General features: G+C 33.0%; 22 protein-coding genes. 5 read left to right on the top strand and 17 right to left on the bottom strand.

Going from position 1 to position 20,593, the window contains the following annotated elements; genetic code table 11:
- Positions 1-37: 37 nt before the first annotated feature.
- The 11 genes from VGE71_RS16420 to VGE71_RS16370 form a co-directional block, all read right to left on the bottom strand.
- Positions 38-505: a DUF1440 domain-containing protein gene (locus VGE71_RS16420; RefSeq protein ID WP_331139281.1), complete on the bottom strand. Its 468-nt coding sequence runs from the start codon at positions 503-505 to the stop codon at positions 38-40.
- Positions 506-530: 25 nt separating this feature from the next.
- On the bottom strand, positions 531-1,040 hold the full coding sequence (locus VGE71_RS16415; protein WP_331139280.1) for a DinB family protein: 510 nt from the start codon (positions 1,038-1,040) through the stop codon (positions 531-533).
- Between the two features lie 178 nt (positions 1,041-1,218).
- On the bottom strand, positions 1,219-1,428 hold the full coding sequence (locus tag VGE71_RS16410; protein WP_144219388.1) for a hypothetical protein: 210 nt from the start codon (positions 1,426-1,428) through the stop codon (positions 1,219-1,221).
- A gap of 13 nt (positions 1,429-1,441) precedes the next feature.
- On the bottom strand, positions 1,442-1,822 hold the full coding sequence (locus VGE71_RS16405) for a DoxX family protein (RefSeq protein ID WP_331139279.1): 381 nt from the start codon (positions 1,820-1,822) through the stop codon (positions 1,442-1,444).
- A gap of 407 nt (positions 1,823-2,229) precedes the next feature.
- Positions 2,230-2,970, bottom strand: a complete 741-nt coding sequence (locus VGE71_RS16400) for a GNAT family N-acetyltransferase (protein ID WP_331139278.1) — start codon at positions 2,968-2,970, stop codon at positions 2,230-2,232.
- 73 nt (positions 2,971-3,043) lie between these two features.
- On the bottom strand, positions 3,044-3,649 hold the full coding sequence (locus VGE71_RS16395; RefSeq protein ID WP_331139277.1) for a Crp/Fnr family transcriptional regulator: 606 nt from the start codon (positions 3,647-3,649) through the stop codon (positions 3,044-3,046).
- Positions 3,650-3,863: 214 nt separating this feature from the next.
- Positions 3,864-4,334 (bottom strand): hypothetical protein, encoded by a 471-nt coding sequence (locus VGE71_RS16390; RefSeq protein WP_331139276.1) that lies wholly within the window; start codon positions 4,332-4,334, stop codon positions 3,864-3,866.
- A 224-nt stretch (positions 4,335-4,558) separates the two neighbouring features.
- Complete coding sequence (locus VGE71_RS16385) at positions 4,559-5,977, bottom strand: TolC family protein (protein ID WP_331139275.1); 1,419 nt, start codon at positions 5,975-5,977, stop codon at positions 4,559-4,561.
- Between the two features lie 318 nt (positions 5,978-6,295).
- Positions 6,296-9,460 carry an efflux RND transporter permease subunit gene (locus VGE71_RS16380; RefSeq protein WP_331139274.1) on the bottom strand — a complete coding sequence of 1,055 codons (3,165 nt, stop codon included), beginning with the start codon at positions 9,458-9,460 and terminating at the stop codon, positions 6,296-6,298.
- 12 nt (positions 9,461-9,472) lie between these two features.
- The gene (locus VGE71_RS16375; protein WP_331139282.1) at positions 9,473-10,690 is read right to left on the bottom strand and encodes an efflux RND transporter periplasmic adaptor subunit; all 1,218 of its coding nucleotides are present in this window, start codon (positions 10,688-10,690) and stop codon (positions 9,473-9,475) included.
- 247 nt (positions 10,691-10,937) lie between these two features.
- Positions 10,938-11,531 (bottom strand): TetR/AcrR family transcriptional regulator, encoded by a 594-nt coding sequence (locus tag VGE71_RS16370; RefSeq protein ID WP_331139273.1) that lies wholly within the window; start codon positions 11,529-11,531, stop codon positions 10,938-10,940.
- Positions 11,532-12,138: 607 nt separating this feature from the next.
- On the opposite strand from VGE71_RS16370, the gene VGE71_RS16365 reads away from it, so the two are divergent.
- The gene (locus VGE71_RS16365; RefSeq protein ID WP_331139272.1) at positions 12,139-12,576 is read left to right on the top strand and encodes a cupin domain-containing protein; all 438 of its coding nucleotides are present in this window, start codon (positions 12,139-12,141) and stop codon (positions 12,574-12,576) included.
- A gap of 18 nt (positions 12,577-12,594) precedes the next feature.
- Here the strand turns inward: VGE71_RS16365 and VGE71_RS16360 are convergent, their stop codons facing one another.
- From VGE71_RS16360 to VGE71_RS16340, 5 genes are all read right to left on the bottom strand, one after another.
- Positions 12,595-13,455, bottom strand: coding sequence for a hypothetical protein (locus VGE71_RS16360; RefSeq protein WP_331139271.1), 861 nt, complete (start codon positions 13,453-13,455; stop codon positions 12,595-12,597).
- 374 nt (positions 13,456-13,829) lie between these two features.
- Positions 13,830-14,786, bottom strand: a complete 957-nt coding sequence (locus VGE71_RS16355; RefSeq protein ID WP_331139270.1) for a DUF3137 domain-containing protein — start codon at positions 14,784-14,786, stop codon at positions 13,830-13,832.
- The gene (locus VGE71_RS16350) at positions 14,786-15,340 is read right to left on the bottom strand and encodes a LemA family protein (protein WP_331139269.1); all 555 of its coding nucleotides are present in this window, start codon (positions 15,338-15,340) and stop codon (positions 14,786-14,788) included. Before VGE71_RS16350 ends, VGE71_RS16355 begins: the two co-directional genes overlap by 1 nt.
- Before the next feature lie 138 nt (positions 15,341-15,478).
- A complete protein-coding gene (locus tag VGE71_RS16345) occupies positions 15,479-15,823 on the bottom strand; it encodes a hypothetical protein (protein ID WP_331139268.1) in 345 nt (114 codons plus the stop codon).
- A gap of 367 nt (positions 15,824-16,190) precedes the next feature.
- Positions 16,191-16,661 (bottom strand): hypothetical protein, encoded by a 471-nt coding sequence (locus VGE71_RS16340; protein ID WP_331139267.1) that lies wholly within the window; start codon positions 16,659-16,661, stop codon positions 16,191-16,193.
- A 230-nt stretch (positions 16,662-16,891) separates the two neighbouring features.
- Here VGE71_RS16340 and VGE71_RS16335 point away from each other — a divergent pair, with 230 nt between their 5' ends.
- Both VGE71_RS16335 and VGE71_RS16330 read left to right on the top strand, forming a co-directional pair.
- Positions 16,892-17,704: a mechanosensitive ion channel family protein gene (locus VGE71_RS16335; RefSeq protein ID WP_331139266.1), complete on the top strand. Its 813-nt coding sequence runs from the start codon at positions 16,892-16,894 to the stop codon at positions 17,702-17,704.
- A gap of 193 nt (positions 17,705-17,897) precedes the next feature.
- On the top strand, positions 17,898-18,446 hold the full coding sequence (locus VGE71_RS16330; RefSeq protein WP_331139265.1) for a type 1 glutamine amidotransferase domain-containing protein: 549 nt from the start codon (positions 17,898-17,900) through the stop codon (positions 18,444-18,446).
- A gap of 129 nt (positions 18,447-18,575) precedes the next feature.
- Here VGE71_RS16330 and VGE71_RS16325 read toward each other — a convergent pair whose 3' ends face one another.
- On the bottom strand, positions 18,576-19,115 hold the full coding sequence (locus tag VGE71_RS16325) for a hypothetical protein (protein WP_331139264.1): 540 nt from the start codon (positions 19,113-19,115) through the stop codon (positions 18,576-18,578).
- Positions 19,116-19,458: 343 nt separating this feature from the next.
- On the opposite strand from VGE71_RS16325, the gene VGE71_RS16320 reads away from it, so the two are divergent.
- Together VGE71_RS16320 and VGE71_RS16315 are read left to right on the top strand one after the other, a co-directional pair.
- Positions 19,459-19,692 (top strand): hypothetical protein, encoded by a 234-nt coding sequence (locus tag VGE71_RS16320; RefSeq protein WP_331139263.1) that lies wholly within the window; start codon positions 19,459-19,461, stop codon positions 19,690-19,692.
- Positions 19,693-19,903: 211 nt separating this feature from the next.
- Positions 19,904-20,347, top strand: coding sequence for a DUF1877 family protein (locus VGE71_RS16315; RefSeq protein WP_331139262.1), 444 nt, complete (start codon positions 19,904-19,906; stop codon positions 20,345-20,347).
- The last annotated feature ends 246 nt before the right edge of the window (positions 20,348-20,593 follow it).

Genomic DNA, 20,593 nt, shown 5'->3' with positions numbered 1-20,593 from the left:
TTGTCACTCTGTCCCTTTGTTCCTTTGAACCTTTTTTTCAATACCATTTCGCATAATATTTCCTAGTGATAAAAGCGATTGGAATTCCGACGCAGCAAATTACAATTAGGATAGAAAGTAAAAGAGGAAAGTCAAGATTCTTTTCTGGTAAAACAGGAAAAACAATTGGAAGCACAATGAGATTCATTACAACCCAAATGAAAAATCCATAAGTGATTCCCGATAAAAAGGTATTTATTTTAAAGAACGGAAAATAAGGAAAGATTTTAAAGTAAAACCAAGCGAAAATAAAGGCAATTAAAAAATGTAAACCTAGTCCTAGAAACGTCATTTCCAGTCCGTTGGTGTAAGCTTCTTTTTTGAAAATTCCGCTAGCTATAGAGCGTAAAATGTTTTCGGCAGTAGTTTTATGAAGAATCACAGAATAAATTAAAATTGCAGCCGTAATGTCTAATGTTCCTGCGACTAAACCAGACGAAACAATGGTTTTAACTTTTGATCTCATAAAAAAGGTTTTGCATTAATTGATTTTATTTTTTCCTGATATTTTCAAAAATCGATTTTAACTGTTGAGTATGTCTTTGTGTATGCACAATTGCAAAATGAAGCCATTCATAAATAGTAAGGTTTTCTAAACCAGGTATTTTGGCATCAAGACAAGTCAGTGTTAAATCGTAGGTTTCGGCGGCTTCAAATAAATCATTTTGTATTTTCTTTACAGAAGCAGTCAAAGTACTTTTTTCATAATCAATTGCAGCAGGTTTTATATTTTCTGGAGATTGGTATTTGGTAGTATAATCTAAAAATATTGCGTCGAGTTGTTTAACGTATTCGTCGGGTTTGCGTGTAGTTTTTTCTGTATTTCCTGCAAAAAGCATTGGAATTCCAGAACAGGCGAGTATGATATGTTGCACAGTTTGTCCTCCTGTCCAGCTTCCTTCAAATGGAATTATATTGATTTCTTCTTTAGAAAAATCAGAAATAATATCATTCAGTTTACCATAAGTTTCTAAAATAGTATTTTGTACAGCACTTTTCATCTTTTTTTATTTTAGAGATTAGATACAACAATAGAGGTAAAGCGGAGATTTTTGGCAAAAAATCCACAGTACATTTTGTGAAATTAAATTTATAGAATTAGGGGAATGATAGTATTTCAAATATACGATAAAAAAATAATAAAATACTAAATATCAGTAATTTGAAAGTTGTTAATTTTTAAGGTAGTACTTCGCAGGAATAACCATGAAAATTTAAAACATCAATAATTTTTGTATTCGAAATGGATGGTGCATGAATACGAAGGATTTTATCGCAATCTTCTAAATCGAAGTTGATCGAACTGTTTGGAAAATGTTCAAGAAGAGTTTCAATGATCATTTTACATTGCCATTCTTCCTGAACATTTGTTTTAAAAACTTCAATCATAAAGTTTTGTTTTTTAGAGCGCTATATTTTTATAACGCTGTATTTTATGATAGGTTACATACGAAATAATTAAAACTGCAAGAACAATCAAAGGAAAGAAACCTTGAAAATCTATTCCGTCTACTGCAAAATGACTTATCGAAGCAAAGATAAAATCGAAAGCAAATCCGGCATAAGCCCATTCTTTAATGCGTCCAGGCACTTGTGGAATAATTAAAGCTAAAACTCCAAGGATTTTAAAGACAACCAAAGCGTTTCCAAAATACTCAGGATAACCAAGATGTCTGATTCCTTCTTTAGCCAATTCAGACTGAGAAGTTAAAGCTGGCATAACGCCTTCAAATAAAAAAATAAGGATAGTAGTAGTCCAGAATAGGATTTTTGTTGTTTTCATTGGGTATTTGTTTTAAAAGGTTATTAGTTAATGTATTACAAATCTAATAATGTTTTCCTTTTAATGAAATACACATTTACGACTATTTTAGGGGCATTTTGGACAGAATTTGAGTTTAGACTTTAGATTTTAGATTGGAAAAACTCTCGCAAAGTCGCGGAGGCGCAAAGTTTTTTAAGCTTTTCTTTGTGACTTTGCGGCCACGATCTGCGAAATCTGCGGGAAATTATTTTTATAAAGTTTTTTTAGAAAGCTCTCGCAAAGTCGCGGAGGCGCAAAGTTTTTTTAAGTTTTTCTTTGTGACTTTGCGTCTTTGCGAGAAATAAATGGGCACGATCTGCGAAATCTGCGAGAAATCATTCAATGCAAAGTTAACCTCAAAGTAGGCAAATTGGAATTTGGATTTTTTAAATATTGGAATTTAAAAAGTAATTCGTAATCAAAAACAAATCCTCAAAACCCAATCTAGTATAAATACCTTTTCCTAAAGCCGAAGCTTGCAATTGTGCATAATCACAATTAGCATCAATAGCTTCGTTGATGGCAAATTTCATGATTTCTTCGGCAAAACCTCTTTTACGCATTTCAGGAATTACGCCAACACCATGAATTCCCATAATACTTTCGGTTTGAAAAAGAGTAAGTGTTCCTATTGGTTTATCCTCTAAATGAACGAGATAAAATTTGACATTTTCATAATTATGAACCAATGTTTCTTTACTAATTACATAACTAAATGACAACGGATAAATATCTGACCAAGTTTTAGCATCTTCTTCATTTAAAACTCTTTTAAAAGTAAGATTGCTTTCAACTGGAAATTTTTCGCCTAGTTTTAAAGCCATGGCTACGAGTTGAACTCGAATTTGAAATCCGTTTTTCTCGAAAATTTCTTTTGAATTACTTCCAAAAATATCCCAATACGGAATAATTAGACCTGGATTTTGGTCTATGATTTCAAGAATCTGAGGCAGATTTTCTTCTGAAATATCTTCACGGAACCATAATCGGTTTGGCCAACCTGAGTTTTTTATTTGGCTGAATTGAAAAGGATCGTTTTTATGGTAAGAAAGGAGAGGAGTGGCAACCGTTTTCCAAAGCGCTGTAAGGTTATCAATATTGTCTTTGATGAGGTTTATATTTTTCATTTTCTGAAACTCGAATTAAAATGTGCAGCAAAGATAAAACTAGCTTTCCTGAAAAACCTTTACATATGTTGATTTACAAATCTTTTTCGAGACTTTTTCTGATTCGACTTAGCTGTGTTGGTGTAATTCCTAAATGCGAGGCAATATGAAGCAACGGAACACGATCCGCAATATCTGGATGTTTTTCTAAAAGTGTTACATATCTTTCAGTTGCATTCTGCATAACTAGTGCGACTTCTCTTTGTTCTTTTTCGATAATCCAATGTCTTTCTAAATGCGCGATGTAGAAGTTTTTGAGATCATCATTTTCATTAATTGCCTCAATATATTTTTTATAATTGATGTTGATTACAATAGAATCTTCTAAAGCTTCAATCGTAAAATTGGAAGGCGTTTGAAGCATCAATGAAACTTTAGAACCCGCAAGATAATTGTCAAGGAAAAGGTTTTTGTTGTAGAAATTTCCTTGTTCGTCTGTTATAAAAGCGCGTAAAACCCCTTTTGCTATATAATGAAGATTTTTAGCAATTTCTCCATTTTGTAAAAGTGTTTCTCCTTTTTTAAGTGTTTGAAAACTGGTAATGTTTTCAATCAGTTTCCATGAGTTTTCAGAGATAGGATAATAACTTTCAATGGTTTGTTTTAAGTTGTTGAGATATGTTTCTTTATTGAAAGTCATTTGTTTTGAAGTTTTGCCACGAAGGCGCTAAGACACAAAGTTTTATTTTTACTGGGACGTAAAGTTTTCTTGCTACGAATTTCACGAATTTCCGCCAATTATTTTTATATATCTTGTAGAATAAAAAAAGAAATTAGGGAGAATTAGTGAAATTCGTGGCGGTCTTAAAAAAGCTTTGCTTCTTAGCGCCTTCGTGGCAACTAAAAATTACGCATTAATCAGCATAGTGATAAATGCTTCTTTTGACTGTATTATCTATTTTTTCAAGAGTCACTTCTGTTACACCACCTTCATAGTTCATTGAAATAGCAACTTTGTTTTTAGTGATTTCATAATCAATCGAGATTAATCCATTTTTATTTACTTCAACAGATTTTTTTTCTGTTGGAAGAGCACTTAAAAAATACTCTGATTCTTCAACTTGTTTGTTTTTTATAATATTTTGGTAAGCTTTATCAAGATCTATATTAGTCAAAATACATTCTCTACCATCTCCCATTTCTATTACGATATCTTTGCAATCTTCTTTAGTTTCTGGACTCTCTTTTTTTGTATCTTCTTTAATTGCGGAAACAGTATCAGTAACAGCTGGAGTTTTTACAGGTTCTAATTTTTGTTCTGAATTGTCTTTTTTGCAATTTGTAAATAATACAGCTAAAAGCGCAAAGCATGCTATTTTCTTCATTAGTTTTAATTTGTTTAATTGATTAAGTTTTGCCACGAAGGCGCTAGGACACAAAGTTTTTACAGCCACGAATTTCACTAATTTTCGCGAATTATTTTATAGTGTTGCGAATAAAAAGAAATTAGCGAAAATTAGTGAAATTCGTGGCAAATAAAAAAACGCCATGAAACGTAAGTCTCACAGCGTTTTCATCTCAAAAAATAAATAATTAACGGGTACGGGTATTATTTCCAGCCTCCGCCTAGAGCGCGGTACAAATCTGTATTGGCTGTAAGTTGTTGTCTTTTAAGATCTGCTAATTCTAATTCGCTTTGTAAAAGATTGGCTTGAGCAGTTAAAACTTCAAGATATTCTGCTAATCCATTTTTGAATAACAAGTTTGAGTTTTTGATTGCTTGCTGTAATGTTTTTACTTTTTCTTTTAAGAAAGTTTCTTGCTGTTGTAGTTTCTCCACTTTTACCAAAGCATCAGAAACTTCACTTACAGCAACCAAAACCGATTGTCTGAAAGCTAAAACCGCTTTTTCTCTTTCCGCGACAGCGATATTATATTGTGTTCTCACTCTTTTGTTGTTCAGAATAGGTTGTGTTAAACCTCCTGCAACAGTTCCGAATAGAGAAGCTGGAATATTGAACCAGCTGCTCGTTTCGAAAGAGTTCAAACCGCCTTGAGCCGTAATTCTAAGAGCTGGGTATAAATCCGCTTTTGTGATACCGACATTGGCGTTTGCTGCTTTAAGCGCTAATTCAGCGCTTTTTACATCAGGTCTTCTGCTTACTAATGAAGACGGAATTCCAATCGCTGGATTGCTTTTAATTTCAATTGAATTTAAAAGAATGGTTCTTTGTTTTGAGTTTGGAAATGAACCTGTCAAAACACTCAATGCATTTTCTTGAATCGCAATATTTTGTTCCAATAACGGAATCAATTGTGCCGAGTTTAATTTCTGTGCTTCAGATTGTTGTATTGCCAAATTAGTTACCTGACCAGCATCGTATTTTAATTTGATAATATTCGTTGTACTATCATTTAAACGTAGATTTTGTCTGGCAATATCCAATTGCGCATCCAACATCAAAAGATTGTAATATCCTCTAGAAACATTGGCCACAATTGTTGTCTGTAATGCTTTTTTTACTTCTTCAGATTGAAGATATCCTGCGTAAGCCCCTTTCTTTTGGTTTCTAATCTTTCCCCAAATATCAGCTTCCCAAGAAAGTGAAGCTCCGGCAGAATAATCGTCAATATGTTTTTGTCCTAATGCTTGACCTAAGTTCATTCCAGTAAAACTATTATCAGAAGGATTACTTGTACTTGCATTTACAACTAAGTTCACTTGAGGAACATTTCCCCATTTGGACTGCGTAAATCTGTATTGTGCGATTTCGATGTTTTTTTCTGCTATAAGCAAATCATTGTTTCTCGCTACAGCGCTGTCTATTAGTTTGATAATATCTTTTTCAGTGTAGAAGTTTTTCCACTCCACATCGGCAATACTGGTTGTATCACTCGAAACCGATGCATTCCTGAAATTTTCAGGAAATGCATCTTTTGGAGTTTCAATATCCTTAGATACTTTACAGGATATTATGGTCGTGATCAGAATGGCGAAGGTCACGATTTTGGTTATATAATTTTTCATTGTCTTTTTATTAGATTTCTTTATCCGTTGGTTTTGATTTTTTTAACACATAGGAACATAGTTTTTGTAGAGTGTAAAAGGCGTTTCACTGATATTAACAAACATAGCTATGTGTGGAAACTAGTTTCTTTTATTCTCTTTTTTAAAGCTAAAATTCTATGTTTCTATGTGTTTAAATATTTTTTTTATTTCACCAACAAATTATATCTCTGTACAAATATCTTTTTTGGTTTCAAGATCTTTCGAGATTCTGTATGATATATATCCGATGCCAAATAGTATGGCAACAAGAATTGTCGTTATATAGTTTTCCATATTTTATTTTTCTTCGTTATGAATGACAGCGATTGGTTTGCCGCTGAATTTTTCTTGTAAATATTGGAACACGATGAATAAAACCGGAATAATGAATAATCCTAAAATTACTCCCGAAATCATTCCGCCCGCAGCTCCAATACTGATTGAGTGATTTCCTTGAGCCGATGGTCCTTTGGCGCTCATCATTGGTACTAAACCAACAATAAAGGCTAGAGAGGTCATGATAATTGGTCTTAGACGTAATTTTGCAGCATCTATAGAAGCTTTTACTAATGCCATACCTGATTTTCGTTTTTGCACCGCAAATTCCACAATCAAAATGGCATTTTTAGCGAGCAGTCCAATCAGCATGACAAGTGCAACTTGTACATAAATGTTGTTTTCGATTCCAGTTAAACCAATTGCCACAAATACTCCAAAAATACCTGCAGGAATTGATAAAATAACCGCTAGAGGAAGGATATAACTCTCATACTGTGCAGCAAGTAGGAAATAAATGAATATCAAACACAGTAAGAAAATTGTAGCCGACTGCCCTCCAGAAGAAATCTCTTCACGCGTTTGGCCCGAGAATTCAAACCCGTAACCTGCAGGCAATTGTTGTTTTGCTACTTCTTCAATCGCTTTAATGGCATCTCCAGAACTAAATCCAGGTTTCGGAATCGCATTAATAGAAATTGAGTTAAACAAATTATATCGAGAAGCGGTTTCTGAACCATAAATACGAGTTAGTTTTACTAAAGTATTTATCGGCACCATTTCGCCTGTTTTATTTTTTACGAATACACGGTCAATTGCTGTTGGATCTGCTCTGTCGGCAATATCAGCCTGAACAACCACACGATAATATTTACCAAATCGGTTGAAGTCTGATGCCTGCGCACTACCAAAATAAGCCTGCATAGTCTGTAAAATGTCTTTAACATTTACACCTAACTGATTCGCTTTTTCGTCGTTGATATCCAATTGTAATTGAGGATAATCGGCTTTGAAAGAGGTAAAGGCAACCGCAATTTCTGGACGTTTCATTAATTCGCCAATGAAATTTTGAGAAATACCACTGAACTTATCCAGTTTTCCTCCCGTTTTATCCTGAAGAACCAAATCTAAAGCTTCAACGTTACTAAATCCAGGAACCGTTGGGAAACTGAATACGAAGAAACTTCCGCCTGAAATAGAGCCTAGTTTACCACGAACCTGATTCATGATTTCGTCAATGTCTTTAACTTCTCCACGTTCTTCGTTTGGTTTCAGCAATACGAAAACAACCGCAGAAGATGGACTTGTAGAATTCGTCAATAAGTTGAATCCTGAAATCGCTGTTACAAATCGTGAAGCATCTAAACCTCTTAAAGTATTTTCAGCCTCAGTCATTACTTTTTGAGTTCCGTCAAGCGAAGTTCCCGATGGCGTGTTAACTGCAATCGCAATAAATCCTTGATCTTCTGTTGGAATAAATCCGGCAGGAGTAGTTTTTACTAATAAAATAGTTGCAGCAGTAATAGCAGCTAATCCACCTAAACTCAACCATTTTTTTCTGATTAAGAATTTCAATCCGCCAACATAACGATTTGTCAACGATTCAAAACTGCTGTTAAAAGCGGTAAAGAATTTTTCTTTAAATCCTTTTTTCTCATAAGGCGCATTTGCATCTTTAGCTCCATGATTGTCTTTCAAAAATAATGCAGCAAGAGCAGGACTTAAAGTCAAGGCATTAACAGCCGAAATTACAATTGCAATTGCCATCGTAAAGGCAAACTGACGATAGAAAACTCCTGTTGAGCCTTCCATAAAACCAACCGGCAGGAATACAGCAGCCATTACCAGCGTAATCGAGATAATAGCACCCGTTATTTCGTGCATTGCTTCATGCGTGGCGATTTTTGGAGACAGATGTTTGTGCTCCATTTTCGCATGCACGGCCTCGACGACTACAATCGCGTCATCTACCACAATACCAATCGCCAGAATTAATGCGAAAAGCGTTAGAAGGTTGATCGAGAATCCGAATAACTGCATGAAGAAGAACGTTCCTAAAATTGCTACAGGTACAGCAATAGCCGGAATTAATGTTGATCTAAAATCTTGCAGGAAGATAAATACCACAACGAAAACCAAAATAAAAGCTTCCAGTAAGGTATGTTCAACCTGTTCGATTGATTGGTCTAAAGATACTTTTGTACTATAGAATATATTGTGTTTAATGCCTGTTGGAAAATCTTTAGAAGCTTTTTCCATCATTTTATTAATCGCAATCTGAATATCATTTGAGTTAGATCCAGCTAACTGAATAACCCCAATTACAATCCCTTTTTTTCCATTTAAACGCGTTAAACTGTTGTAAGAGTAAGCACCCAGTTCCACTCTTGCTACGTCTTTTAAGCGAAGAACAGATCCATCAGGATTAGAACGAATCGCAATGTTTTGATAATCTTCTGGTTTAGTAAGTTTCCCTTTGTATTTAATTACATATTCAAAAACCTCTTTACTTCTTTCTCCAAATTTACCTGGTGCAGCTTCCAAACTTTTGTCCTGAATCGCTGCCATCACTTCATTTGGCGTTACTTTGTAAGTTGACATTTGTGTTGGATTCAACCAAACACGCATAGAGTAATCTTTTACACCACCAAAAATACTAGCAGAACCAACTCCGGGAATACGTTTTAATTCCGGAATAATATTAATCTGCGCATAGTTGGCCACAAAAGTCTGATCGTATTTAGCTTCATCCTCCGTGTACATACCAATTGCCATGATGAAACTGTTTTGCTGTTTCGCCGTGATAATACCTTGTTGTACAACCTCTGCTGGCAATTGACTTGTCGCTTGCGCAACTCTGTTTTGTACGTTTACTGCAGCTTGATCGGCATCTGTTCCTAGTTTAAAGAAAACAGTAATCGCCAAACTACCATCGTTACTCGCAGTAGAACTCATGTAAGTCATGTTTTCTACACCATTTATAGACTCTTCTAGAGAAGGTGCCACAGAACGTAAAACCGTTTCTGCGTTAGCTCCAGGATATACCGCCGTTACCAAAACCGATGGAGGCGCAATATCAGGAAACTGTTGTAAAGGCAGTTTAGTTAAACCAAGCACACCCAGAATCACCAATAAGATGGAAATTACAGTTGCCAGTACTGGTCTTTGTATAAATATTTTGAACATTATTTCTTTTGATTATTTTTTGTTAGTTACTTCGGCAACTTTAGTTGATTTTTCAGGCTGAATCGCTTGTCCGTCCTGCAATTTGTCAATACCGCTTAACACGATTTGATCACCAGATTTTACGCCGTCTTTAATTAAATAATTCGTACCGCTTTTCCCTACAACGGTAATTGGCATTTTAGTTACTTTATTGTCTTTTCCAACTGTGAAAACAAATACTTTGTCCTGCATTTCAACAGTTGCCGCTTGCGGAACCAAAATCGCATCGTCGTGGTTTAATCCTAAACGAATTCTTCCTGTGTTTCCAGAACGTAAAATTCCGTTAGCATTTGGGAAAGTTGCTCTAATCGTGATAGCTCCAGTAGTTTTATCAAACTGACCGTCAACCATATCGATTTTTCCTGTTTTTGGATACGCATTGTTATCAGCTAAAATCAAAGTAACAGGAGGTAATTTTTTAATTTTATCGCCTAATGAACTTCCAGCGTATTGTTCTTTAAAGTGGATGAAATCTGTTTCACCTAAAGAGAAATAAGCAAATACTTCGTGAACATCAGATAGAGTAGTAAGAGCTTCAACATCAGAAGCAGAAACTAAACTTCCTTGTTTTTTAGGTAATCTTCCAATGTAACCACTTACTGGAGCTGTAACATTGGTATATCCTAAATTAATTTTAGCAGAACCCACCATTGCTTTTGCCTGCTCGATATTGGCAGCAGCAATTTTTTGAGTTGCTTTAGCTGTTTTTAATTGATAGTCAGAAACTACTTTATTTTGAACAAGTGGAGTCAGTTTATCAACTTCTAAGTTAGCGTTGATTAAAGCCGCTTCAGCTGCATGAAGACTTGCCAAAGCATTATTTAATTGTTCGCGAAACGGACGCTCATTAATTTTAAATAATGTTTGTCCTTTGTTTACGTAAGCACCTTCGTCAACAAAAATTCTGTCAAGGTTTCCGCTTACTTGTGGACGAATTTCAACGTCTACAGTTCCTTGTATAGAAGCAGGATATTCGGAGTCAGTGATGGTGTTTGCACTTGTAATAGCCAACACTGGTAAAACCGGTGGAGGTGGAGCAGTAGGAGCCTGATTTTTATCGGCACAACTGCTTAAAACTAATGCCAGAATAAAACTGGTTATAATTACATTTTTCATTTTCATTTTGGTTTTAATTGGTTGAACATTTTCTCGGGTAAAAATTGTTGGAATTCTAGAATTCTCGGGATTCATATTTAATTGAATTAAATTATCTAACATTGTTAAGTAAAAGTGCACAAACTTCCATACTTTAATCATTTTCAACTGTATTCTTAAATCGGTATTAAATTATCTAACGTTGTTAAGTAAAAGTCTAAAAAAAGAGTTTTATTACCTCGATTAAATTTTCTAACAGTGTTAAGTGAAGGTTATAAAAAAAAGGATTTTATATTATCCGATTAAATCATTTTACACCGTTAAGTAAAAATTGAAAAAAATATTATTGTATTGATTTGATGATACCACCAATGGCATCCTTCAAAATTTGGGCATTAATTGTTTCTAAAATGTCACTTTTATTAATGATATTGATGGCGATTAAACCATGAATAACAGAAAAGAAAGTGAAGTACTTTTGTTTTATAATATCTTGACTCGGGTTGCTGTCTTTCATTACGTCAGCAATCACTTGAGTAAATAATTTGTAAGGTCCCTCTTGAGCCGAACATCGTTGTGCACAGCACGTCATTTGAACACCAAACATCAGCTGATACATTTCAGTATTAGTAAAAGCGAAGTCCCAGTAAGTCATCCACATGGCTTCTAATTGATCTTCGGGTTTTTCAAACTTATCTATTGCGGTTTGCAATTCTTTAGTCAGTTTGACGAAACCTTTGCCAGTCAGTTCTTCTAAAATTGCTTCTTTATTTGAGAAATATTCATAAATAATAGGAGCAGTATATTCGATTCTGTCGGCAATTTTACGCATACTCAAACCATTCCAGCCTTCTTCTTTTACGATATCATAAGCAGCGCCAAGAATATTATTTCTTGTCTCTTCTTTTTGTCTTAAAATTCGATCTTTGCTAGCCATTGTATTCGAGTATTAAATCGTTTAACACTGTTAGGCAAATGTATGGCGGATTTTCGAATTACAAAATATTTTTATCATAATATTTTCTTATCGTACAATAAGCAATTCTAAAAATACTTGTGAAGCCTTGATTTAATTGAGATTTAATTTTTAAAATATTTTTTTGAAGCACCACATTTTTCGTTTTTAAGGACGTTTTGTCCCGCTCTTCACTGTATCTTTTGTGTTGAACCCCAACACAAAAGGATGCCGTTTCGATCAGGGCTAGGCGAGAAAGTATCTTTTTTCAGAAGAACTTGTCAAAGTTTCAAACTTTGACAAAGTTTAACATGAAGAATTATTTTTGGTAAAATTCCAGAGGAATGAAATATTTATAGATCTTTCGGATTACCAGAAGAGAAAAAAGCTCCAGCGGAGCGATATAATTAATTTTTTTGTAAAATTCTATAATATTTCGCTCCGCTGGAGCTCTTTTAAATAGGGATTATTTATTCTATAAATATTTCGTCCCTATGGGACTTTTATTGAATTTTCTTTTCCATAAATGATGAAAAACATCAACACAACAATCTGTATTTGTTTTTTTCGTAACATTACAATAAAAAAAATGAACGCACTAACTACCATCAAAACCACATTTACTGTTTTATTGTTCCAACAAATAGCTTTCGCTCAGGAAACCAAAAAAGAAACCGCACCACCACAATACACAATCGAAAATTGTGTCAATCATTTTGAATTAGACAAAGCCACGAAAACCAAAGTAGGTTATCAATATTGGTTTGGTGATAAAAATTTCACTCATGAAAACACTTTAAAAATGAGTATTGTCGAACCCGGAAAATCGACACACGCGCCACATCATCATCCTGAAGAAGAATTCTTTTATATTCTCGAAGGTTCCGCTTCTTTTTTCTTAGACGGAAAAACGGTTGTGGTTGGACCAAATACAAGTTTGTACTGCCCGCCAAATGCCGAACACGGGATAAGCAATGCTGGAACTACCAATTTGAAATATTTGGTGATCAAAAAAGATTTACGATAAATAAAATCTAAATTTTTACTAATTAATATTTATCACATAAATCACATAACTTCCATCTCCTTTTGAAAATTTAAGTGTATAATTACCGGCTGTTCTAGCAGTAAAATTATAGGTAGTTTCAATTGTTGGAATATTCATGGTACAAAAACATCCTTCGTATTTTGCTTTTATGGTAATCGTTTTGGTGTTTCCTAAATTTGTTTCAGAGATAGAACTAAAACTACCACAGCCATTATCAACATTAAATTTGATTTTAATTGGAATGGTTTGATTTACCTGACCACGTGCAGGGACTTCTGCCGAAATCACAGAAGCATTTCGATAAGATAGACAAACCTGATCAAAAGTTTCGGTGAATGTAACAAAAGAATACTTTTTCATTTCAGTTTTCCAGTACGTGTGACTTCCTATAGGCACACCTAAATAAATATTTTTAGTTCCAATTGATCCGTCTTCCCATTTTAGTGACGAAATTAATTCAAGAAAGTCATTTTGATTGTTAACGTCCATGTTGAACAAAACATTTCCGATATGCGTTTTGTTTATTGACTCCATATAAAAAACGGAGTGGGGTGTAGCAGCCCAAGCACCGGTTTTGATATAAGGTTTTTCATTTAAGGTATTGATCAAATTTTCAATACCACTTTTAGGAGTATTGGAGTGAAAGAAAAAGCCATTCATTTGTAGAATGTCAAATTTTAGTTCATTCAGCGTATTAAATACTTCACGTAAATCTGCATCTTTCTTGATTCCTATAGCTAAATTAACTTTGGTTGAATTTTCTGTAGAAAAAATTACTTGAGTTTCCGTTTCAGCATTTTCGCTAGAACAGGCAAAAAATAAGAATGTAATAATACTTAAGGTTAAAATTTTGCTCATTTTCTATTGGTTTTATTAAATAGATGAGTTAATTGTCAGATGGTTGCGTGTAAAATTAGTTTTTTTTTGAGTAAACTATTTTATTTCCATTAGATCGGTATTCTTTCCATTTTTATAAAAAACAATAAGTATGTACACATAGAAGTAACTAGAAGTCTCGATTTTTATTTTTTGTAACAGAAGTTGTTGCTTGCTGTTGTTCCTTCGACTGTATAGGAAAGTCTTTCTCCTTTGCCAGTTCCTTTATCTTTGTAATTGTTTTGATTACTAAAAAATCATCGATCATATATGATTCTTTAATTTTTCAAACTTCTTCCATTGTCGTATTCTCTGAATTAAGTATTAGAATAAAGATTAGGAAATTCTATTTTTTGCTATTCCTTACCCCAAATTCTAGTATTCAAATCCAGTTCCTGCACAATATTATGCATAAACTGCACAATCGAAATGTCATTGGTAAGTAAATCTGGGTCTAAAAGAGTGGAATGAATAGGTGGTTCAAAATAATTATGAGATAATGGAAAAGCAATATACATTTTAGAATTTATGAAAGAGAGCGAAATCTTCTCGTCAGATTTTTTGTTTAAATCCAGAATTCTTTCCATCATAGCAGGCGTCAAAATGTAGCGGGCCTCAATTTGGTTTTTGGAATAGGTAACAAAAATATTGTCAAACTCCGGGTTTTCTAATTGGATCACTTCGGTGTTTCCAAAACTAAAAACGTTTTTAGAAAACCAAGATCCAATAGCAGCGCCAAATCCTTTTGGACGTACAACCGTCGAAACATTAAAGTTTTTATTGAAATCGGCAACAAAAATAATTCCCTCAAAAATGGTATGCCATTCGGTACGGGTTCCGTTTTTTGTTTGTCTTTCGGTTTTGTATTCGGCGTGAACTTCGGCAAACCAGAAAGAAGTTTTATCAGCTGTTCCGCTTATTAAATCCTGAGTCTTATAACGATCTGGTCGGGTTGTAAAAAGTTCAGAGTTCACAAATTCAGAATGTGATAATCCGCTTTGTGGCGTAATCATTAAAGTCTCATTCACTTTTTTTAAAGCCGATGCAACAACGTTTGTTTTATAAGTAAGTTTATATTTTTTGGCTTCTTCATCTATTTTGTAATACATTACAATACCAATAATAGCCGGAACCAAAGCACCAAAAACAGATAAAGTTGGAAACTGAATAAGAAAACCAATAACTAAAATTACAACAGCCAGTCCAAATAATATGTAACAGGTTTGATAGGTTTCTGCTATTTTTTTTCGGTCAATTTCCAGTGTGTTCAAAACCTCTTGCAAGGCTTGATTACTATTGATTTCTGAATCCATTAATTATTAAAAAGCTCTTTTGCACTTATATTTTTACGCTCTTCTGCAGGTGTTTCCAAAACATCAATTTTAGAATAATTCAGCATTCCGGCAAACATATTTCCAGGAAACATCATGATTGCGTTATTATAATCAGTCACTGCTGAATTGTAAGTTCTTCTGGCTGCCGCGATTTGTTCTTCACTTTCTGTCCAAGTCGATTGTAAATTCAGGAAATTAGTGTTGGCTTTCAAATCAGGATAATTTTCAACAGTGACCATAAGACCTTTTACTGTTGTGCTTAATTCGGTATCTAAACTTGCTTTTTCGGCATCTGTCAAAGAGCCAGAAGTGGCTTTTGCACGAAGTTCTACAATTTTAGTTAAAGTACTTTGTTCGTAATTGGTGTATTGTTTTACGACTTCTACCAGATTCGGAATCAAATCGAAACGTTTTTTCAACATCACATCAATAGCAGAAAAAGCATTGGTTACCTGATTTCTTTTTCCGATAAGAGAATTATAAATCAAGACTCCAAAGAATATAAAAACAACAAGTATTATAACAATAATCATAGGTTAAAAGTTTAATAGGTTTGGAGACAAATATATAGAAAAGGAAATAAGTTTTAATCTTATTTTGTAGGAAATAATGCGAAAAAAAACGGCACTTTTTGAGTACCGTTAGGATGATGAATTTAAACCGATAGAAGATTAAGCATTATTGTGACGATGCTTGTCAAAATATTTAACAGCCATATCTACAATTGCTTCTTTTGTGGTAAAATTATATTTTACTCCATTGTTTACAGTATATGATTCGCCTATTTTAGGGAAATGTTGTTTACCATCTGCATGAAATGATTCTACAACAGTCAGCCATAAATTACGATCCTGATCTTTGAAAGAGAATTGATCGCTATTGGAAACAACTAAGATTGTCCCATTGTCATTGTCTAGAATAGAAGTATAGTTGCTACTCTCATAATTGCCCATAACAGTAATATTGGTATTGTATTTTTTGGACATTAATTCTACTATTTTATGTTGTAATGGCATAAGAAGTGGTATTTAATTTGTCTTTGAAATAGTAAAATAAAAATTCGCATTTTATTTGTTAAGCCACTAAAAGTTTTATTTATATTAAAATAAGTTTTTTTTAAAATAGAAGAGATGATAATTTAGGAATGTTTTGGTAACTAATTGATCTCAAAAAAAATACAAAATAAAAAAGACAGCGATTAAATTAAGCGCTGTCCTTTTAAGTAAATTGTAATTTGCATTTTAAAACCAAATCAAAATTTTAAGATGCTGCATTCTAAGAATGCGTACAGTTGGGTAATCACTAAAAAAAGCGAAACGTAGGTTATTCGTTTCAATCACTTTTCTTTAGTTTCTTTTTCTGGTAATAGATTATCAGTACATTTTAATTAAAAGAGATATAAGCATTAATTCTGTCGTATCTTTTTGCTTTAAATTGCTGTAGAGTCAACTTGAATTTGTTTGTATTGACATCTTCATAAAAGAAGAGTTTTCGATGGACAACTTTAATTCCGTAATGCTCACCTATAAATTTTTCAAAATAAGAAACAGCTTTTTCAAGAACAGTTTCTTTGGTGGTAAAAGAATATTTTATTCCGTCTTTCCGAGTATATTCTTCACCTACTTTTGGATAATATTTCTTTTCGTTATAAATAAAAGATTTGGGTGTAGTAGACCAAAAATTGTCATTTGAATCCTTAAATACATAGAAATATTCATTAGATACAGAAAACATTGCACCAGTTTTCGTGTCCAGTATAGAATTAAATCTACCATCTAAACTGTTGCCCAAAATAGAAATGCGTGAATTATATTGTTTGGATAGTAATTCAATAACTTTTTGTAGTGTCTCCATAATAATTATTTTAAATACTATTTTAATTTACGATCGTAGTAAAATTATCTTTAAATACCAGATTGAATATCCCTTAAAAGTTATAAAAACACTATAAAAAGTTTAATTGTATTGATTTCTAATGAATTATAATTTGAAAGTCAGATTTTATAATATTCCATTAGAATCCTGTAAATGCTTTCGTTTTCTTAATCTTAATTTTAAAGTTTTTACTTTTTATGCCGGTTATTATGGAAAATTTTTTGCAAGACGTTTTTAAACATTTAGAAAGTTATTATTACAGTATAGTCGATCTTACTCCCAAATTTATTCTTGCCGTTTTGGTTGTTCTCGTTTCCTGGTTCATAGCGTCACGGGTTGGAATTTTTGCAGGAAACCGACTTAAAGTTAGAATGCACGACCGTCTTTTGGCAACCTTTATTGCCCGCCTAATTAAATCGGTTTTAATTATTATTGGAATTCTGTTGATGTTCCGGATTATTGGCCTCGACGGAATTGCGCAAAGTATGCTTGCCGGAGCCGGAATCTCTGCCTTTGTTATTGGTTTTGCCCTTAAAGATATTGGAGAAAATTTTCGTGCCGGAATTCTATTGGCTTTTAAACGTCCTTTTAATATTGGCGATTTTATTGAAAGTAATGGTGTAAAAGGCGAAGTAATTAACCTCAATCTTCGTGATACCGAAGTAAAAAGCGATTCTAAAATCATTTATATTCCAAACGCACTTCTTATAAAAAATACACTAATTAACTATAATAGTGAAGGATTTCTGCTTCAGACTTTCACGGTCGGACTAGAATATGGTTCTGATTATACACGTGCCATCGAACTCGTAAAAGAAGTTTTGGGAAGTAGTGAAGATGTAACCGAAAAAGATCACGAAAACGCTGCTGTAATTACAGATGTCGCCGCTGCGGGCGTTATTCAGCTTAATATTCGTTATTGGGTAAAAACATCTTCTACAATCAAAAATTCTGAATGTCGTTCTAAAATTATCGCTGCAGTTTTGAAAAAGCTGAAAGAAAATGAGTTTGTTTTGAAATAAATTGCTCGTATAAAATAGTAAACCAAATTGACGACAATCTTATATAATTTCAGTTTTATTTTTAATAAAAAATTGTAATTCAATTAATTAACTTTTATTAAAGAAAGCTTTAACATCATCTGTTTTCGCTGACTTTTTGAAATAACTAATTTTAGGTAAATCAAAATTAATAACATTTTAAAAATTAGAAATTATGAAAAAGAATATAGCCATATTAGCCACAAACGGTTTTGAAGAATCAGAATTAGCATCTCCAAAAGCCTATCTGGAAGAGCAAGGTTGGAATGCCGATATCGTTAGTTTGAAATCTGGAACGATCAAATCTTGGAAAGACGGAAATTGGAGCACCGAATATAATGTTGATGTTGTATTGGATCAGGCCAATGAAGCCGATTACGATGCTTTGGTTCTGCCAGGGGGAGTTATAAATCCTGATTTATTAAGAAGAGAAGAAGCTGCAGTAGATTTTGTACGTTCGTTTTTTGAAAGTAAAAAACCAGTAGCCGCCATTTGTCACGGACCGCAAATTCTGGTAGATGCTGATGTTTTAGACGGTCGAAAAGTAACTTCGTTTTTCTCTGTTAAAAACGATTTGATAAATGCCGGAGCGCAATGGGAAGACTCAGAAGTTGTCGTAGACCACGGATTAGTAACCAGCCGAAACCCGAATGATTTGCCCGCTTTTAATAAAAAAATGGTGGAAGAAATTAAAGAAGGAATACACGAGCGTCAGAGAGTCTAAAAAAGATTTTTTTTTTTTTTTAGATTTATCACTTTGTAAAAATGCAAGATCAATTTTTGGTCTTGCATTTTTTTTAAATAAATATTTCACCCCGCTTGGACTTTCTGAAATACAATTGAGGTTGATGCTTTACTTCATGGAGTTTTCCATAATTCTTTCTCTGCAATATTGTTCAATTTCAGATGCATAAATAATATCTCCAATATTTATTTTCGTTGGCGAAAATATTGTTTTGTTTTTACGAACAATCTCAACTCCTGTCTTTAGTTCAAATACTAAATTGCCGTGGTCTTTGCTTCCAAAAGAGATAATTTTTGAACTAAAGTTTGTCCATAAATGCGAATCTACTTTTCCCCATGTATAGCATACCATTCTATTGTGAGTTCCAATAAAATAACCTCCGGATTTAAATAATCCGAGAAAACCAAGTATAAAGCATAGTAATCCTGGTAAAATGAAGAAAGAGTAAAATATAATGAATGTGTATGAAGAAGAATTATCAAATACAGAAAATAGCAGGGATATAAATGACATCCAAAAAAGACCAAAACCCATAACTGAGATACAATGTTTGATGGGTTGTTCTTTTTTTGCTTTTACAAAAAATAAGATTTCATCATTACCAATTTCCTTTTTTAGAATTTCTGGAATTGCAATATTTTCTATCATTTAGATTGAAGTTGTTTAGAATTATGTTAATTCAAAAATATATAAAATTCCTTTCCAATATTGATATATTAAAGAGTAGTCAAATGTTCCTCTAATTGACAAAAATGCGATAAATACATCCCAAAATATAGATTTAGTATATTTGTTAAAGAACATAAAGTAGTTGTAGGAAAAAGAATATAAAACAAAGATTTTTCCTATATTTGTAGTTCTTAAATCTTCACATTAAGAACGCATCAAAATTTGCCCTTGTGCTATGTAGTAAAGCTCCGAAAGGACTTTGACGCCGTGAAGAAGCGTAAGACTGCTAAGGCACGAGGGTTTTTCTTAAATTCTTCACTTTATGAAAAACAACACCCTTTCCAAAGAAGCCGAAACAAGGCTAATTGATTTTTTTAACCATATTATCGATCCCGAAGATATGGCTAAAATTTTAAGACAAGTAAACTGCATTTTAGCTCTCGGCGTAATGCGACAACACGAAACCCTCCAAATTGGACTAACAAATTTTGAAGACAATTATTATTGGGTCAATGAATTGGCGGAGATTTTGAATCCTTATTTGAGTGAGGAGTAGAAGTTAGAAATGTAAAACCTCGATCTTTAAAGTCGAGGTTTTTTATTGCAATTTACAATTAGAAATTATATGGTTAAGGATTTCGCTCATGAGCAGGAATCGAAAACAAGCCTAATTCGGAATTGATAGTCAATATCGTTATTGTAAATATTATATTTGCTTTTGAGATATTCTAGTAACTTTTAGTAAAAATTATTAATTAAAAAGATTTATGGCATTAACAGGTTCATTGTACAAACTTTCAGACGAGGAGTTAAAAAATCAAATAGCTAATGAATTTTCGGAATTAGAGTCCTTAAAAGAAACAGCAGATTTAAGTTATTATGCAATTGATTTGCTAGAAATATTAAATAAGTTTTCAGGACTTGGGAGTGAAAAAGTAGGAAAGATTATGCAAGGCAATGATTCATTTTCTTCTGATGATAGCTATATCGGTTATTCAAGTTCTGAAGAAGTCAAAGAAAATAAAGAAACGATATTGGATATAATAACAAATGAAAAATTTGTTGAATTTTGGGAAGCAGGTGAAAAAGAGAATCACCCACATACAAGACCTAGTCAGAGAGCTTTTGTTATAGAATATTTTGAAAATATTAAAGAAGCTTACAAAATTGCTGTAAACCAAAATGAGGCATTAATTTTTAGAATAGGTTAAAAATTGTAATACAACAACACGAAACCCTCCAAATTGGACTAACAAATTTTGAAGACAATTAGTATTGGGTCAATGAATTGGCGGAGATTTTGAATCCTTATTTGAGTGAGGAGTAAGGTTCGTAAAATGGAAAAACCTCGATTTTTTTTTAAGTCGAGGTTTTTTTTTAGTATTTTAATTGTCTTTTGTAATATGAAAAGTTGCATTAGAAGAAATAAAATCTGTTTTACTTAAAGTTATATTAAG

Source organism: Flavobacterium sp. (genome assembly GCF_036405015.1).
GTDB lineage: Bacteria > Bacteroidota > Bacteroidia > Flavobacteriales > Flavobacteriaceae > Flavobacterium.
Note: the sequence above shows the minus strand (reverse complement) of the source record. Positions and strands in the feature narration are given on the sequence as shown.

Excerpts from the sequence above, each read along its gene's own strand:
- VGE71_RS16420 (WP_331139281.1), bottom strand. The coding sequence starts at position 505 with ATGAGATCAAAAGTTAAAACCATTGTTTCGTCTGGTTTAGTCGCAGGA.
- VGE71_RS16390 (WP_331139276.1), bottom strand. The coding sequence starts at position 4,334 with ATGAAGAAAATAGCATGCTTTGCGCTTTTAGCTGTATTATTTACAAAT.
- VGE71_RS16330 (WP_331139265.1), top strand. The coding sequence starts at position 17,898 with ATGAAAAAGAATATAGCCATATTAGCCACAAACGGTTTTGAAGAATCA.
- VGE71_RS16365 (WP_331139272.1), top strand. The coding sequence starts at position 12,139 with ATGAACGCACTAACTACCATCAAAACCACATTTACTGTTTTATTGTTC.
- VGE71_RS16335 (WP_331139266.1), top strand. The coding sequence starts at position 16,892 with ATGGAAAATTTTTTGCAAGACGTTTTTAAACATTTAGAAAGTTATTAT.
- VGE71_RS16400 (WP_331139278.1), bottom strand. The coding sequence starts at position 2,970 with ATGAAAAATATAAACCTCATCAAAGACAATATTGATAACCTTACAGCG.
- VGE71_RS16410 (WP_144219388.1), bottom strand. The coding sequence starts at position 1,428 with ATGATTGAAGTTTTTAAAACAAATGTTCAGGAAGAATGGCAATGTAAA.
- VGE71_RS16315 (WP_331139262.1), top strand. The coding sequence starts at position 19,904 with ATGGCATTAACAGGTTCATTGTACAAACTTTCAGACGAGGAGTTAAAA.
- VGE71_RS16350 (WP_331139269.1), bottom strand. The coding sequence starts at position 15,340 with ATGATTATTGTTATAATACTTGTTGTTTTTATATTCTTTGGAGTCTTG.
- VGE71_RS16325 (WP_331139264.1), bottom strand. The coding sequence starts at position 19,115 with ATGATAGAAAATATTGCAATTCCAGAAATTCTAAAAAAGGAAATTGGT.
- VGE71_RS16405 (WP_331139279.1), bottom strand. The coding sequence starts at position 1,822 with ATGAAAACAACAAAAATCCTATTCTGGACTACTACTATCCTTATTTTT.
- VGE71_RS16320 (WP_331139263.1), top strand. The coding sequence starts at position 19,459 with ATGAAAAACAACACCCTTTCCAAAGAAGCCGAAACAAGGCTAATTGAT.
- VGE71_RS16385 (WP_331139275.1), bottom strand. The coding sequence starts at position 5,977 with ATGAAAAATTATATAACCAAAATCGTGACCTTCGCCATTCTGATCACG.
- VGE71_RS16360 (WP_331139271.1), bottom strand. The coding sequence starts at position 13,455 with ATGAGCAAAATTTTAACCTTAAGTATTATTACATTCTTATTTTTTGCC.
- VGE71_RS16380 (WP_331139274.1), bottom strand. The coding sequence starts at position 9,460 with ATGTTCAAAATATTTATACAAAGACCAGTACTGGCAACTGTAATTTCC.
- VGE71_RS16345 (WP_331139268.1), bottom strand. The coding sequence starts at position 15,823 with ATGCCATTACAACATAAAATAGTAGAATTAATGTCCAAAAAATACAAT.
- VGE71_RS16355 (WP_331139270.1), bottom strand. The coding sequence starts at position 14,786 with ATGGATTCAGAAATCAATAGTAATCAAGCCTTGCAAGAGGTTTTGAAC.
- VGE71_RS16340 (WP_331139267.1), bottom strand. The coding sequence starts at position 16,661 with ATGGAGACACTACAAAAAGTTATTGAATTACTATCCAAACAATATAAT.
- VGE71_RS16395 (WP_331139277.1), bottom strand. The coding sequence starts at position 3,649 with ATGACTTTCAATAAAGAAACATATCTCAACAACTTAAAACAAACCATT.
- VGE71_RS16415 (WP_331139280.1), bottom strand. The coding sequence starts at position 1,040 with ATGAAAAGTGCTGTACAAAATACTATTTTAGAAACTTATGGTAAACTG.
- VGE71_RS16370 (WP_331139273.1), bottom strand. The coding sequence starts at position 11,531 with ATGGCTAGCAAAGATCGAATTTTAAGACAAAAAGAAGAGACAAGAAAT.
- VGE71_RS16375 (WP_331139282.1), bottom strand. The coding sequence starts at position 10,690 with ATGAATCCCGAGAATTCTAGAATTCCAACAATTTTTACCCGAGAAAAT.